The organism is Maricaulis sp. ABE4_448 (genome assembly GCF_056160825.1).
Map to the genome: position 1 here is coordinate 144,384 of NZ_JBSWXX010000004.1, position 16,016 is coordinate 160,399.

The 16,016-nt window shown below is 64.5% G+C and carries 8 protein-coding genes; 7 read left to right on the top strand and 1 reads right to left on the bottom strand.

Annotated features, from left to right (window positions below):
* Positions 1–294 precede the first annotated feature (294 nt).
* The 7 genes from ACXAJV_RS12200 to ACXAJV_RS12230 all read left to right on the top strand — a co-directional run bounded on the left by ACXAJV_RS12200 (position 295) and on the right by ACXAJV_RS12230 (position 13,297).
* Complete coding sequence (locus tag ACXAJV_RS12200) at positions 295–1,599, top strand: TetR/AcrR family transcriptional regulator (protein ID WP_475085638.1); 1,305 nt, start codon at positions 295–297, stop codon at positions 1,597–1,599.
* Positions 1,596–3,002: a lyase family protein gene (locus tag ACXAJV_RS12205; RefSeq protein WP_475085639.1), complete on the top strand. Its 1,407-nt coding sequence runs from the start codon at positions 1,596–1,598 to the stop codon at positions 3,000–3,002. The genes ACXAJV_RS12200 and ACXAJV_RS12205 overlap by 4 nt, the downstream gene beginning before the upstream one ends.
* Before the next feature lie 139 nt (positions 3,003–3,141).
* Positions 3,142–3,720: an RNA polymerase sigma factor gene (locus ACXAJV_RS12210; RefSeq protein ID WP_475085641.1), complete on the top strand. Its 579-nt coding sequence runs from the start codon at positions 3,142–3,144 to the stop codon at positions 3,718–3,720.
* A complete protein-coding gene (locus tag ACXAJV_RS12215; protein WP_475085643.1) occupies positions 3,707–4,756 on the top strand; it encodes a FecR family protein in 1,050 nt (349 codons plus the stop codon). Before ACXAJV_RS12210 ends, ACXAJV_RS12215 begins: the two co-directional genes overlap by 14 nt.
* 169 nt (positions 4,757–4,925) lie before the next feature.
* Entirely contained in the window at positions 4,926–8,066 is a 3,141-nt protein-coding gene (locus tag ACXAJV_RS12220; protein WP_475085645.1) for a TonB-dependent receptor domain-containing protein, read from the top strand.
* Between the two features lie 125 nt (positions 8,067–8,191).
* The gene (locus tag ACXAJV_RS12225) at positions 8,192–11,095 is read left to right on the top strand and encodes a TonB-dependent receptor plug domain-containing protein (RefSeq protein ID WP_475085647.1); all 2,904 of its coding nucleotides are present in this window, start codon (positions 8,192–8,194) and stop codon (positions 11,093–11,095) included.
* 120 nt (positions 11,096–11,215) lie between these two features.
* Entirely contained in the window at positions 11,216–13,297 is a 2,082-nt protein-coding gene (locus tag ACXAJV_RS12230; protein ID WP_475085649.1) for a S9 family peptidase, read from the top strand.
* Here ACXAJV_RS12230 and ACXAJV_RS12235 read toward each other — a convergent pair.
* Positions 13,294–15,894 (bottom strand): EAL domain-containing protein, encoded by a 2,601-nt coding sequence (locus tag ACXAJV_RS12235; protein WP_475085651.1) that lies wholly within the window; start codon positions 15,892–15,894, stop codon positions 13,294–13,296. The two genes, ACXAJV_RS12230 and ACXAJV_RS12235, sit on opposite strands and share 4 nt — an antisense overlap.
* Between the last annotated feature and the right edge of the window lie 122 nt (positions 15,895–16,016).

The window sequence follows — 16,016 nt, forward strand, 5'->3', positions numbered from 1 at the left end:
CTAGAGCGCCCGCTTGCTGAGCATGCGGGCGAACTGGTCACACTTCGAGCGTGCCCTTGAATTCATGCTACCCTCCCCGCATTTTGTATTTCCATGACAGTGACGGCGAACTTTCGACGGTGTCAATAAAAAACGTACACGCCGTTCAAATTGTCTTCTCCTGGGCTTGTCAATAATGCCGGGCTGGGGTTTTATGGAGAGGAGCAGGGCGGGTGCGCGACTCTTCGGAATGTCGCAAATGCCCGCGGGGTCGGTCTTTTCCGATCCCGTACTCAAAGGAAAGAGGCACGATCTATGAGCGTACTCCGTCCCGACTTCCCTGATCATTCTTCGCCTTTTTCGCGCGAACAGGAGCGGCAGCGCAAGGAGGCGGCCATCCTGTCGGCGGCTGCGCGGCGCTTTGACGCCGAAGGTGTCCATGCGACGCGGCTCGAGGACATCGCGGGGGATCTGGGGCTGACGAAAACCGGGATCAGCTATTATTTCGCGTCGAAGGAAGACCTGGCCGGTGAAGTCTACCACGCCGCGGCACGGGCCCTGGCCGAGGCGGTCGAGATTGCACGTACGGCGGGCGGCCCGTCCGCACAACTGCGCAAACTGTTCGCGGTTTTTGCCGATCACATGCGGGCCGTATCGGAAGGCCGGCGGCATAATCTGGCGGCGATGAATGATCTCGACGCGCTGGGGGACGAACTCCACGCGAGCATAGCCGAAGAGCTGTCGCGCTGCGTCTCGGACGTGAATGACATGATTGCCAGCTGGGTCCGGGAAAGCGGGGCGCCGCTCGGACGGTCCGAACCGGCGACCTTCCTCGTTTTCGAACTTCTTGACTGGATGGGGTCCTGGCCGCGGCGCAAGCGCGACTGGAATATCGACACGGCGGCAGACACGCTCCTCGAGATACTCGCCGGCGGTCTCAAAGCGAGCGGCGGCTGGCAGCCGGCGCCTCTTCAACCGGGAACCCCGGACGTCGGCGTCCCGCAGGTCTTTGACCGCGAAGCGCGCAATCGCATGAAACGGGAAGCCTTTCTCAAGGCCGGCACGCGTTTCTTCAACAAGAAGGGCTTCGGCGGGGTCGCCCTGTCGGAAGTGGCCGCTTCGCTCGGGGTGACCCGGGGCGCATTCTATTATCACATCCCCGACAAGGAGCAGTTGCTGGAGCAATGCCTCGAGCGATCCTTCACCACGGTCGAGCAGGCGCTGGACCGGGCCGAGGGTGGCGGCCGTTCCGGGCTCGGTGTGATCGAGCATGCCATTCGCGACCTGATCTACCAGCAGGCCAGTGGTGTCACGCCGTTGCTGCGGCCCTCGCTGGCAGCGGCCCTGCCGGAAGCGCGCCAGCGCCGGCATGCGGCCAGGCTGCGCAATATCGCACGGCGCTTCGGCGACGCGCTCGAGCACGCTGTTGAAGCCGGTGAGGCGCGTCCGGTAGACATCCAGGCGGCTGAGCGCATCTTGACTCACGCCGTCTTCCTGAATGGCGGCTACACGATTGCGGCCGCGAACAGTTTCACCGACTGGCGGATATCCGAAGATCCGCTCACCGCTTCCATCGACTATGTTTACATCCTGATGCGTGGCCTGGGGACCGGGCAGTGAGCCAACTGCGGCTCGCCGTTCGCGCTGCAGTCATCCTGCTCACCGGCCTGGCTCCCGGCGCCGCAGGCGCACAGTCTGGGACTGTCGAGGCCGTTTTCTCGGATGCGCGGCTGAACGCCTACGTGCTGGAGATTGAGGCCGCCCTGGCGCGCGCGCAGGCGGCCGAAGGCGTGATCCCGCAATCAGCGGCCGATGCGATCACGGCTGCAGCGCGGCCGGACGCGGTTCCGGCGGAGGCGCTGGCGCAAGAATATGCTGTTGTTCGCCACCGTATGGTGGCCTTCCTCAATGTGTTCGCGCGGTCCCTCGACGCCGATGCGGCCAATTATCTCCACTATGGCGCGACCACGGTCGATATCTATGACACGGCGGCGATCCTGCAGGTGCGGCAGTCGATCCTGCTTCTGATCGAGGATTTGCGGGCGATCGAGCTGCAGCTGATCGATCTCGCCGAGACGCACCGTGACACGCCGATGATCGGCCGCACGCTGGGCCAGCATGCCCTGCCGATCACCTTCGGCAAGAAGGTTGCCGGCTGGATCGGCGAGAACCGTCGCCATATCGAGCGCCTGACCGATCTGCTGGGCCGGGTCGAACGGTCAGCCATCATGAAGGGCGCGGTTGGCAGCTATGCCGGTCTGGGTGACCGGGCCCAGGCGGTCGAGCGCCGGTTCGGTGAAGAGCTGGGCCTGTCAGAACCCTATGCCGATGACTGGCACGCCTCGCGCGATGTGTTTGCCGAATATGCGGTCAGCCTCGGTCTGCTCGCGCGCTTTTACGGTCGGGTCGGGCAGGAGGTCTTCCTGTTGCAGATGACCGATATTGCGGAGGTCGTCGAGCAACGCAGCAGCACGGCTGTCGGGTCGAGCACGATGCCGCACAAGAATAATCCGTCCCTCTCCGAGGCATTGATCCACTATTCCCGGACCGTTCCTGCCCTGTCGGATATCGTTGCTGGCGACATGATCAATTTTTTCGAGCGCGACAATACTTCACGCCCCAATGATGCCATCGGCGAACTGTCGATCGAAGCTGAGGACATGCTGTCCGCGGCGAACCGGCTTGTCGGGCGGCTGCATGTCGATGCCGAAGCGATGCGCCGCAATCTGGATCGGTCCGGCGGCTGGATACTGTCACAGCGTTTCGTGTTCGCGCTGGCGTCGCACATCGGCCGGACCGAGGCGGAGGAACTGATCCGTGATCTGGCCGCTGAAGCGCGTGAGAACGGTGCCGGTCTTCGTGAGGCTGTGATGGGCAATGCTGTCATCCGCGACGTGCTTGGCGAGGCGGAAATCGATATCCTGCTGGATCCGGAAACCTATCTCGGCCAGGCGGGCGAGCAGGTCGACGCGGTCATCGCCGCAGCGCGGGCTGCGCGCGAGACGGACCCGTCCGCCGACTGACAGACTCAACCGCATTCGACATGAGACACGTGACGCTCCGCATCGGGTACCTTGCGCCTGCACCGGCTCTGGGGGAGCATGTCGGACTGTCCTGGGACAGGGCGCCAAAGGGGGCGGCCGGCTGCGGGGAAGCGTAAGAATGGTGGCGGCCGTCAATGATGCCGTAAATGTGGAAGAGTTGTATCGCGTGCACGGGCGGCGCGTGCGCTGGATCGTGTGGCGCATTGTCGGCAATGCCCAGGATGCTGACGATATCACGCACGCCGCATTCGAGCGGCTGCTCGAGGTCGATGGCGATACCGGACCCGTGCGGAATGAGGGCGCTTTCGTCACCACGATCGCGACCAATCTTGCGCGAAATCATCTGCGGCACTGCAATACGGTAAGGCGCCATTCTGCTGCAGTGGCGCATCATTACAGTGACGTTGTTGCCCCGTTTGCGTCGCCTGCGGACACCATAAGGGACGAAGAGCGTGACACAGCCCGGCGCGCGGCCCTGTCCGAAGCCATCGGGCAGCTGCCGCCGAAATGCCGGCACGCCTTCGTGCTTTGCAAGCTGAAGGGGATGACCTATCAGCAGGCCGCAGAGCGGATGGGTATTTCGATCCACATGGTCAAGAAACACGTTCAGCGCGGCATGGCGCGTCTGGCCGAGCATCTGCACGGGATGCCGGACGGGAACGGGGATACAGCAAGGGCGGCGAATGATGCCGGCTGATCGCGATATGAACATCTTCGACACCGCCTCTGTCTGGGCCGAGCGTCTTATGGCCGATGGTGCGCTGGACGCAGCCGCTGAAGCTGAGCTGGAAGCCTGGCTGCAGGCCGATCCGCAGCACCAGGCGGCGCTCAATGCCTGTCTCGAGCTCGAGGGCATGATCGATGCCGCGCACGGTAGCGACTGGGCCGACGATCTGATCGCCGCTACCGAGGCGGAACTGGCAGCAGAAGAGGCGCCCGGCCGTCCGGCCTGGATCGCGCCGGCCGTGATCGGCATGGCGGCGATGCTCGCCCTGGCGATCGCCTTGCCCGTGTGGACAGGCTTGCTGGGCAGTGACCGGGCGACTGACATTGACGGAGTTGTGCAGGTCGCGGCTCTGGAAACCTATTCCACGGCGCGGGGTGACCGGCAGGAAATCGCCCTGCCGGACGGGTCGGTGATGACGCTGAATACCGGCTCCCGGGTGACGACGGCTTTCGCCGCCGATGAGCGCCGGGTTGTGCTGGAAGCGGGCGAAGCCCTGTTCGAGGTTTCGCACGATCCCGCGCGGCCCTTCATCGTCGAGGCGGGCGGTCATGAGGTGCGGGCCGTGGGCACTGCGTTCAACGTCTATTCGCGCGATGACGGCCGCACGGTTGTGACAGTGGTCGAGGGCCTGGTGCAGACGCGGGTCGAAAGCGGTCCGGCATCGGCGGCCTTGCTGCGCGCCGGTGACCAGGTCGAGCTGGTGCCGGGCGAGCCGGCATCCGAACCGGCGCGGGTCGATGTGGTGGCTGCGACGGCATGGCGTCAGGGCCGGCTCGTCTTCCACGGGCGTCGTCTGAGCGAGGTGGTCAGCGAATTCCGGCGCTATAATGATCTCGACATTGCCTTCGCCGAAGGGCAGCTGGGCGAATTGCAGATTTCGGGCTCCTTCGACCCGTCCGACAGCGAGGCCTTCCTGGCGGCCCTGTCGGCAACCGAATCGCTGCGGATCGAGCGGGCCGGCGATGGTATCCGCATCCACGCCTCCGATGGAAATATACAACCCTGAGCGGTCTTCGCGTGCATCTTCCGGCGATATTGCGACATTTCGGTAACAGCGATGTCACACGGCTTCTGGCAAGTTATCCCGTGAGGGGGATCGGGCGTCCCCGTATCGAGGTGCGGGGATGCGCGTCAGCGGCAGGACATCAGTCAGGATGAGGAGCGTCCGGGCAGCCATGCTTGGTGCGCTGCTCCCGGTGATGATGCCGTATGCCCCGGCTGTGGCCCAGGAAACGCAAACCGCCGCGCCGGACGCTTTCAGCTTCGATATTCCCGCCGGACCGCTGGGGCCTGCGCTGTCGCGCTTTGCCCTCGTGACGGATCATCAATTGCTGGCGGAATCGCATCTGGTTGACGGTGTGCGGACCGGGGGTATCGAGGGCCGTTATGCGGCGGAAGACGGGCTGCATGTGCTGCTGGCCGGCACGGGTCTGGAATTCAGCACAGTCGATACCCGGACCCATGTTCTTGCACGGCGGGCCGATGCGGCCGGGCCGGATGCGGCAAGCGAGGCGGCCCCCGGCGTTATCCGTCTGTCCGGGCACCGCGTGAGCGAGGATCCGGCCGGAACGCCTGCGGTGTCGGCCTATATCGATCCGCGGGAAGTGATCCTGGTCACCGGCTCGCGCTTCGAACGGGCGGGGCGAGCGGCGGTCCTGCCCGTGCAGGTGATCGGCCGTGCGGCGCTGGAAACTTCGGGCGCCATCGAGATCGGCGAGATGATCACCAGCCAGTCGCCGGCGACGCTGGAATTCTCCAACGCCTCCACCCATCTCAGCGCCCAGAATGCCGGCCTGTCCTCGATCGGGCTGCGCGGTCTGGGCACGACGCGGACACTCGTGCTGATCGACGGGCGGCGCACGGTGGCCAATAGCGGCAATGCCAGCCGCTTCGGCTCGGACACCATCCCGGCGGAATTTGTCGAACGGGTGGAAATCTCTACCGGCGGTGCCTCTGCGGTCTATGGCTCGGACGCCATTGCGGGCGTGGTCAATTTCGTTCTGATCGATAGCCTGGAAGGCGGCCGCCTGCTCGCCCAGGCTGGCATGACCGAGGATGGCGGCGGCCAGTATAGCGTGCTCAGCGCCACGCAGGGCTGGCGGTTCGGCGATGGCCGTGGACGTCTCCTTCTCAATCTCACCCAGGACAGCATCCGCCGTATCGGTGCAGAGGATCGCGACTGGGCACGGGTTCCGGTCAGCCTGTCGAGCGATGGCGAAACGCTGGAAACGGACCTGTCGAGCTACACGCCGGGCGGGCGCTTCATCGGCTATGATTTCTGGTATGACGAAACCGGGCTGCAGACCGATTTCGACATCGCGACCGACGGCTATGACACCCGTTCCTTCGCCACGATTTCGGTCCCGCGTGAGCGCGACCTGTTCGCGCTGAAGCTCGACTACGACTTCGATGGCGGCGTGTCGGCCTATTTCACGGGCCTGTTCTCGCGCAGCGAGAGTCTGTCCATCCGGGAAGCCCAGACCGCCTATTACAATGAGCGTTTCGGGCTCGAAAATGAGCGGATCGGCATGATCCCGGTGGATCATGCACTGGTGCCCGAGCCGATCCGGCAGGCTGCGCTGGACGAGGGGCTGTCCGGCATCACCTGGCGCCGGCGCTTCAGCGAGCTGGGCGAGGAATACCGCCAGAATGACCGGACGACACAACGCTTCTGGGCCGGGCTTCAGGGCGAGGCCGGGATCTGGAGCTGGGATATCGCCCTGGGCCATGGCCGCTACGACCAGGACCAGCTGCGCAGTGGTGAGGTGAATTACGCCCGCATCCGCGACGCCCTGGACATCGAGGCCGACCCGGCAAACCCCGGCAGTTATCGCTGTGTCAGCGCCGCTGCGCGCGCAGCCGGATGCGCGCCGCTGGACATGTTCGGCGTGAACGCGATCTCGGCGGATGCGGCGGACTATATCCGCGCCACCGACCGGCTGGAGGTCGAGGTCGAGCAATGGACGCTGACCGGGTCGGCGCTGGGCGATGTCGTGCTGCCGGACGGGCGCGTGATGTCGCTTGCCTGGGGGGGCGAATACCGCGTCGACAGCCAGCGCACGCGTGGCGATGCGGCGGCTCTCAATCGCGAGACCGGCTATGTCGGCGTTCCCGGTCTGGATGCGGCCGGCCATGCGAGCGAAGTCTTTGCTGAAGCGCTAGTGCCTGTTGTCCCGGATCGGTTCGACGTGACCGCAGCCGTGCGTCTGGCCCATTACGATATCGACCGGGTCGGTCTGGTCGGCAGCTATCGTCTCGGCGGGGTCTGGTCGCCCAGTGATGCGCTGGCCTTCCGCGGGCAGATCTCCCGCGCCCAGCGCGCGCCCAGCCTGACCGAGCTCTATTCCGGTCCGCGCGGCGACTATGACACCGTCAGCGACCCTTGCCACGGCGTAACCGGCACCAGTTCCGGCCAGATTGCCGAAAACTGCCGCTCCGAGCCGGGGATTGCCCGGGCCATCGCGGAAGACGGCGTCTACGAGCAGACGATCACCAGCGTCTACGCGCCCAATTCGGGCAATCCGGACCTTCAGGAAGAGCGCTCGGATGCCGTGACGCTGGGACTGGTCTACACGCCTGTGCAGGCCGAGGGGCTCAGCCTGTCGGTCGACCTTTATGATATCCGCGTTTCCGGTGCGATCTCGTCCCTGTCCAGCCAGGCGCTATTGTCGGAATGCTATGGTGCGCCGGTTGCGATAACCGCCAACCGGTATTGCGCCAACATCCAGCGCGGTGAGACGGGCCAGCTCCTCGAGATGCAGAACCGTGTCGCCAATCTCAACGAGATCCGGTCTGCCGGAGCCGATGTGACGCTGGATTATGCCTGGCAGGTGTCTGCGGCCTCGATCTGGTCCGGTGACTGGGATTTGCGGGTTCTCTACGCCTATACTGATCGCCTGGAGCAGGTGTTTGAAGCGTCGGATGGCGATATCAGCCGTGCGGTCTGGGATGGCGAGGCCGGCGCGCCGCATCATCGCTGGACGGCCCGGCTGGGCGTAACACGCGGGCCCTGGCTGGTGCAGTGGCGGGTGCGCTATGAAGGTGCGGTGATCGACGGGCATGACCGCGCCTCAAAGGCCAATGCCGAAGACATGCTCTTCCTGGAAATCGATCCGTGGATGCAACACGATCTGCATGTGCGCTATCTCGCCGGCGCAGATGGCCGGCTGCAGTTTTTCGGCGGCATCAACAATGTCTTCCACGATTACGGCCCCTTCCTGCCAAGCGGCACGGAAAGCGGCGGGCGGCGCAATTTCAGCCCTGCCTATGACGTCGAAGGACGCCGCTTCTATGCCGGCGTGCGGGCGCGCTGGTAGGCCGGCGCCATCTTTTTCTCAAAATTTATGACAGCCCGGGTACCCGATGCGGTCCCTTGCGTGTCTCCCCTCTACCAACACTACGCGCGGTCGAGGGGACGGTGCGAAAAACAAGGGGATTTCCGATGAGTTTGGGTAATCGAACCGCATGGACCACGGGCCGGGCCATGCTGATGGGCGGTGTGTCCGCGGCCGCCATGCTGCTTGGCGGCGCCGCTGTCGCGCAGGACGCTTCGGCCGACCCGCAGGCGTCCGGCGAAGACACGATCGTGGTCACCGGCTCGCGCATCCGGCGCTCCAACGCGACCACGGCGATCCCGACCCAGATCTTTACGACGGACGATATCGACGAGTCCGGCACGGTCGATGTCGGTGAAATCCTGGTCGACATCCCGGGTGTCGATTCCAGCCTGTCGCCGGAAAGCACCGATCTGAGCATCCAGAATTCCGGTCTCTCGACCATCAATCTGCGGGGCTTGGGCTCCGAGCGGACGCTGGTCCTGATCGACGGCCGCCGCGCCGTCTCGAATTCGGGCAATGGCGAACGCGTCAGCCTGCAGACCATTCCGGCCGGCTTTGTCGACTCGATCGAAGTCACCACGGGCGGCGCCTCGGCAATCTATGGCTCCGACGCCATTGCCGGTGTGGCCAACATCATTCTCGAGCGCAATATGGAAGGCGTCGAGGTCGAGGCCCGCTATGGCTGGGCCGATGCGAGCGGCGAACAGGAAACCACGCTCGAACTCACCATGGGCCGCAATTTCGACAATGACCGCGGCAATATCATGGTGGCGCTGAGCTATGACCATGAAACACCGGTCTATGCCGACGAGACCCGCCCCGACTCGCTGCGCACCGACGACTGGTCGGGCAATGGCGAGTATAATGACTACTCCCTGACCTCCTATATTCCCGGCGGCCGTTTCGAGTCCGACGACGCCTGGAATGTCGACGGCGTCTGGTACAATGACAAATCGCTCGCGCCGGCCGATGGCCGCGATCCGGCTGTCGGGTTCGAGACCGCGCTGGATGGCTGGAATTATCGCCCCGGACGCACCCTGTCGCCGGAAGTTACGGCCTATACCGCCGCCGCCCGCGGCCGTTACGAGCTGACGCCGCGCCTGGAAGTTTTCGGCGATGTGCTCTGGTCGCGCGTGGACAGCCTCTATGAGGGCTCTTACGAGTCCGCGATCTATTCCACGGATATCGGCCCGATCGGCAATTCGTTCGATATCGGCCAGATTGCGAGCGATCATCCTTTCATTCCCGCGGCCGTCGAAGAAACACGCATTGGCTCTGTCAGCTGGTATCGCCGTTTTGTCGAAGTGGGGCAGGAGACCCGTGACAATGAACGCGAAACACTGCGCCTGGCGACCGGCCTGACCGGTGAGATCGGAAACACCTGGCAGTGGAATGCCTTTGCCACCTATGGTCGGTTCGAACAGAACCAGATCCAGGGCAACAACCTGAATTATCTCAACATCCGCTATGCGCTGGATGTCGAGTCAGACGGGGCCGGCGGCTATCAGTGTGCCGATGCAGGCGCCCGTGCCGATGGCTGTATCCCGCTGAACATTTTCGGTGAGGGTTCGATCACGCCGGAAATGGCCGACTACATCCGTATCGACGGCCACGTCCAGCAGATCCGCGAGCAGACCGTGATCGGCGGCTCGATGGACGGCGTCCTGTTCGAGGCCCCGGCCGGTTCGGTTGCCGCCGCCTTCGGTCTGGAATGGCGTGAAGAAACCCAGGACACGAATGTCGACGCGATCATCCTGGAAGAGACCACCAGCCTGTCGGTGATTCCGGAAATCGAAGCCAGCTTCGACGTGGTCGAGGCGTTTGCCGAGGTCGAGATCCCGCTGCTGGAAACTGTCACCGCACAGCTCGCGGCGCGCGTGGCCGACTACTCAACGATCGGCACGATCTCGTCCTACAATGTGGGCGGCTACTGGGAACCGACCGACACGCTGCGTTTCCGCACGCAGTATTCGCGCTCGCAACGTGCACCCACAATCACGGAGTTCTACTCGGCGCCGCGCCAGGACGCCGATGATCTGCGCGATCCGTGCGATGGCCTGATGCCGGACGGTTCGGGTATCACGGCGCCGCCGGGCACGGATTTCGATCCGTCCGTGATCTCCGCCAACTGCCTGAGCCAGCCGGGTATCCAGGCCTTCTTTGCCGATCCGGACAATGCCGGCGAGGCCTTCGAATTCGACGGTTCGGTCAATGCTCCGAATGCCGGCAATAACACGCTGACCGAGGAAACCGCCGACACCTTCACCATCGGTGCCGTCTGGTCGCCGGCCTTTGCCGAAGATCTCGTCTTCATCGTCGACTACTACAATATCAAGGTCGAGGATGCGATCGGCTCGGTGTCGACCCAGACCACGGTCGATCTGTGCTACGGCTCGCCGAACTTCCCGAACAACCGCTTCTGCAATGTCGTCACACGCGACACGTCGAACGGCCGGGTGATCGAGGTGATCAACCGCCAGGAAAACCTCAACGAGCTGCTTGCCGAAGGCATCGACGTCTCCGTGCTCTGGGACTTCGAAGTGCCGTCGGTGCCGGGCGAATTCGGTCTCGACCTGCGCTATTCGCGCTCGCTGGCCGACGAGTTCGAGTTCATCGGTGAAGCCGGTACGCCGGTGCGCGAGGACTCCAACGGTTCCATGTACGATCCGACACACGAGGCCCGGGCCCGCCTGTTCTGGAGCCGCGGCGACTTCTATGCCAGCTATACGCTGAACTACGAGTCCGGCGGTATCGACGATCTCGATGTGGATCCCAGCGATCCCTATTATTTCGAGGCCGACGACCGCTTCGTGTCGAACATCTATGCCCGCTACCGCTTCGGTGACGATTACCGCACCACGGTCTATGCCGGTGTGACCAATCTGTTCGACGATTACGGCACCTTCCTGCCCAGCAATTTCAACTCGGGCAGCCAGTCCAACCTGAAGGGTCCGCAGAACGATCCGATCGGACGCCAGTTCTACGTCGGCCTGCGTTCCCGCTTCTAAGTCTCTTCCTCCGAGACGATTGGGCCCGGCACGCTGTCCTGTCTTTATGGCAGGGCAGGGTGCCGGGCACTTTTTCAACGCTTTGACTGGACGGCGCCGGCAAGGCGCTGCGAGGATACCATGTTCCGCCAATTCGCTTTTTCCACCGTGGCCGCGATGCTGGCCGCGAGCGCGCCCCTGCATCCGGCGTTCGCTGAAGACCTCGCCCCCGCAACTCAGGATGCCCGGCCGGACATCCCGGTTGCCGCCCGGTATATGACACCGGTTGATATGGTGGCGCTTCGCAGTATCGGCGAGGTCTCGCTCGCCGATGACGGCCGGCGCGCCATTGTCACGCTGACCCATGCCGACTGGGCCGAGGATGAACGGGCCGACCGGTACTGGGTGCTTGATATCGCATCCGGCCAGCTGACCTATCTGTCCGGTTTCGACGAGGCCGATACGGTGGCCTTCTCGCCGGACGGCCGGATGCTGGCGGCGGACCAGCCGCCCGAAGGACGCAAGGAAGACGAGGTCTTTCTGGCCAATGCCGATGGCAGCGATCTGCGCCGGCTGACCCGGCATCCCACCTCCGTGCAGAGCATGTCCTGGTCGCCGGACGGGCAGTTCATCTACTACCTGGCGACCGACGATCTCAGCGACGAACAGCGCGACCGGCGTGACCGGATCGAGCTGATCGAGCCCTATTTCGAGACCACGCGGCACCGCCATCTCTGGCGGGTCGATGTGGAGAGCGGCGCGCGCGAGCGCATGACACAGGGGGACTGGTCGGTGCGCAGCTATGATGTCGCTGCCAGTGGCGCCGTGCTGATCCGGATCGCGCCGGCCGCCGATCTGGACTCCGCCTATGACAGCGAGCTGTGGATCAGCGAGACGCCCGAACCGGGCGGCCAGTTCCGCCGGATCACCGTCAACACCTGGATGGAAAGCAATGCCAGCCTGTCGCCCGACGGCCGGCGGATTGCCTACAAGGCCCGCGTCAGCGGTGCCGGGCTGGACTATGTGCAGAACAATCTCATCGTCATCGATCTGGAGACCAATGAGAGCCGGATCCTGACCGATGGTGCCGATTTCGAAGTCGACGGCATGGCCTGGCTGCCCGATGGCGAGACGCTGGTTGTGGCGGTGCAGGCGGGTGTGCGTTCCGGCCTGGTGCGCATCGATGCGGAAACCGGCGCGGTGACGGAACTCTCGCTGCACGACCGGCATCTGGCCGACTGGTCGCTGGATGCGGCGGGCAATGTTGTCGCCCTGTTCGAGACGCCGACGACGAATGGCGATCTCTGGCGGATCACGGCCGATGGGGCGGAAACCCGCCTGACGACGATCGGCGCCGCCACCGTCGCGCCCTATCACCTGCCCGAACAGCAGCTGATCCGCTGGAACAGTCATGACGGTCAGGTGATCGAGGGCTTCTACTTCCCGCCGCTCGTCCACACCGGCGACGGCCCACCGCCCCTGGTGGTGCAGGCGCATGGCGGGCCGCGCTCGGCGGATGAGTTCGGCCTGTGGAAATGGGGGCGCTATGTGCCGGTGATGACGGCGCAGGGTTATGGCGTGCTGTGGGTGAATTATCGCGGCGGCACCGGCTATGGCGACGCCTTCATGCAGGCCATGCACGGCACCTATTTCGCCCATGCCGACCGGGATGTGATGAGCGGGGTCGACTATCTGGTGGAGACGGGCCGCGCCGACCCGGAGCAGCTGATCATGTCCGGCTGGAGCGCCGGCGGTCACATGACCAACCGGCTGATCACCACGACGGACCGCTTCCGCGCGGCCTCGTCCGGAGCCAGCGCGGTTGACTGGGCGGCGCACCATCTCACCAGCGATACCCGCCAGGCCCGCCGTCTCCTGTTCGGCGCCGATGCCTGGGCCGAGGGGGCGCTGGAAACCGTGTTCCAGCCGCAATCCCTGCTGCGGGATCTCTATCGCGTGACCACGCCGACGCTGATCTTTGCCGGCGAGGATGATGAGCGGGTGCACCCGTCACAATCGATCATGCTCTACCAGGCGCTGCGCAATCTGGGTGTCGAGACGCGGCTCTATCTGGCGCCGGGCGAGGGGCATTCCTTCTCGGACCTGTCGCACCGCCTGTTCCGGATCAATGCGGAACTGGACTGGTATGCCCGGCATCTGGGTCGCGAGGAGGCCTATGAGTGGCAGCCGCTCCCGGTCGATCCGGAGGATGACGAGAACTAACGCGTGCCGATCTGGCGCGGGGTGAAGGTGGGGGCCGGCAGGTCGACGGCGCCCGCCGCCTTCGCGGCATCGAGGAAGGCCACCAGTTCCGGCACCGGCAGCGGCTTGGACAGGCCGAAGCCCTGTGCCCAGTCACAGCCCAGCAGTTTCACGATCGCCAGGCCCGCATCGTCCTCGACGCCTTCGGCGACGAGATCGAGGCCGAGATTGTGCGCGAGGTCGACGGTCGACTTCACCACCATCCGGTCGCGTTCCGATGTGGCGACATGCTGCACGAAGGCGCGGTCGAGCTTCAGTTCGCGCGCCGGAAGCGTGCGCAGATAGGCCAGCGATGACAGGCCCGAACCATAATCGTCGATCGACAGGCGCACGCCCGCCTCATTGATGCGGTTCAGGTTGGCGATCGCCAGCTCCGGATCATCCATCACGGCGGTTTCCGTGATCTCGAACGTGATCCGGCCGGCGGCGGTCTTGATCAGGTCGAGGGCGATATTGACGAAATCCGTATCGCAAACGAGTGCGCCGGAAATATTAGTCGCAACGCAGATATCGTGACCGGCTTCGGTAAACCGCCGCTGGTCGTCGATCACCCGCTGGATCGCCCATTCGGTGAGCGCGCGGATATGCCCCATCTCCTCGGCCTGATGGATAAAGGCCGACGGCGGGATGAAGCCCTGCTGCGGATCGAACCAGCGGCACAGCGCTTCGGCGGACTGGTAGCGGCCGGTGCGCAGATTGAGCTTGGGCTGGTAGTGCATGCTCATATCGCCCGCGCGGGTCGCCTGGAGCATGCGGGTCATCAGGGTCAGATTGCGCGACGGATCGCCGTATTGGCCCGCGTCGAACAGGGCTGCAGTCTCGCGATGCTGCTGCGCCTGGTGGACGGCAATCGTGGCGTGGCGGATGCACAATTCCGGATCGTCGCCGATCCCGACACCGCCGCGGACCGAGACATCGATATCCAGATCCGCAATCCGGACAGGCTCGGCCAGCCGCTCGACACAGGTCCGGGCCAGCGCCAGGGCGTCTTCTGCGGTTTGGCAGGTCGCCAGAATGCCCAGCATGCCGGGCGAGATGCTGTAGACCGTGTCGACCGGCTCGATCTCGCGCAGGCGGGCGGCCATGCGGGCCTGGATCTCGGCGAATTTGGTGAAGCCCAGGACGCTTTCCAGATGCTTGCGGCGATTGAGCTGCAGGGCGATGACATTCGGCGGCACGTCCGAGCGTACGGCCCGTTCGGCCAGGCTGCGCTCGAGTGCGGCGCGTGATGGCAGGCCGGTCTGGGAATCCTCGTACAGCGTGCGGGCCAGGATGCGTGCGCGCTCCTTGGCCGAGCGCTGCCGCACGACGGCGACGATCAGCAGCATCAGCACCAGGGCCAGTGCCGCCGTCGCGATGATCACGCGCTGGCTGGCACGCGAGCTTTGCAGGGCGAGCTCGCGCTGCAGGCCTTCGATCCGCAGCCGGTCGATCTCCATTTCCTGGATCGCGAAATCGAACTGGGCATTGATCAGCGCCGTATTGGCCGATGTGGCAAACTGCGCGCGGTCGTCATCAAGGCGTTTGAAGGCACGCAGGTGTGCCATGGCATCGCGCCAGTCGCCCTCGGATTCGTACAGCCGGGCCGCCATCTCGTGATAGGTGATGTAGGCCTGCGTGGTGGTTGTCAGGTCACGGCCGTCGAACACGCGTTCCATGTGCCGGATGGCGGTCGAGATATCGCCGCGGGCATAGGCAATCTGGGAGCGCACGCCCCAGAAGAAGCGCGTCCATTCCAGATCCGGCATGTCGCTGACGCGCTCGAAGGCCAGGTCGATACTGGCGCTGGCGTCATCAAAATAACCGGCCTCGGCCTGCATGATCGCCAGGTTTTCCAGGATGCGCGCCTCCAGCGAAGCGCTCTCCATGTCGCGGGCCAGTGTCAGCGCCGCTTCGAAGGCCAGTTCGGCCTCGTCATAACGTTCCAGCTGGGTCAGCGCATTGGCGATGTTATTGTTGGCCGACAGGCCGAGCGCCGGGTCCTGATAGCGTTCCAGCGCATGACGGAAATACTCGACCGCGCGCTCATACTGGCGCGCATCGGTATAGAGCGAGGCAATGCCCTGCAGGGTGATGGATTCGCTGCGTGGTTCGCCGATATCGCGGTAAATGTCATAGGCGTTCTGGTAGTTTTCCAGCGCCTCGCCATGGCCGCCGAGCATCTTGTTGATGCGGCCGAGCGCGGTCAGGATATCCGCGTGAAGCTTGCTGTTCGGCGGATTTTCGCCCAGCGCCTCGAGTGCACGGGTGGCAACGGGCAGGGCGTCCTCGAACCGGGCCAGGCGCAGAAGGGCTTCTGCCTGGAGCCACCAGACGGTTGCCTGGGCCGTGGCCGGATCGGTGAAATCGGTGATGGTGGGGATCAGGGCTTCGGCGGTGCGGGCACGCTCAAGCGCTTCCTGCGGCGAGGCCATCATGACCGCCTGGGCCGATTCAACGGCCTGACGATAGCTGCTTGCGGGCGGGGCTTCGTCGGTGCGGGTCAGACCGGACGCGGGTCCGCACACTGCACCGAGCAGCAGACACACGCCTGCAATCGCCAGGATTAGCCGCTGCATTGATTCACTTGCCTCCCCAACTCGGCAGGTCCACCTCGCCAGAAGTTAGGGTATGCAAGTTAATATAAACCAAAGCCCCTTCGCGATTGCGAAAGGGCCTTGATCGGTATTGCAAATCATGT

What these genes read in the sequence shown, in the direction of transcription:
- ACXAJV_RS12200 (WP_475085638.1), top strand. Translation starts at nt 295, where the DNA reads ATGAGCGTACTCCGTCCCGACTTCCCTGATCATTCTTCGCCTTTTTCG.
- ACXAJV_RS12210 (WP_475085641.1), top strand. Translation starts at nt 3,142, where the DNA reads ATGGTGGCGGCCGTCAATGATGCCGTAAATGTGGAAGAGTTGTATCGC.
- ACXAJV_RS12215 (WP_475085643.1), top strand. Translation starts at nt 3,707, where the DNA reads ATGATGCCGGCTGATCGCGATATGAACATCTTCGACACCGCCTCTGTC.
- ACXAJV_RS12220 (WP_475085645.1), top strand. Translation starts at nt 4,926, where the DNA reads ATGCTTGGTGCGCTGCTCCCGGTGATGATGCCGTATGCCCCGGCTGTG.
- ACXAJV_RS12225 (WP_475085647.1), top strand. Translation starts at nt 8,192, where the DNA reads ATGAGTTTGGGTAATCGAACCGCATGGACCACGGGCCGGGCCATGCTG.
- ACXAJV_RS12230 (WP_475085649.1), top strand. Translation starts at nt 11,216, where the DNA reads ATGTTCCGCCAATTCGCTTTTTCCACCGTGGCCGCGATGCTGGCCGCG.
- ACXAJV_RS12235 (WP_475085651.1), bottom strand. Translation starts at nt 15,894, where the DNA reads ATGCAGCGGCTAATCCTGGCGATTGCAGGCGTGTGTCTGCTGCTCGGT.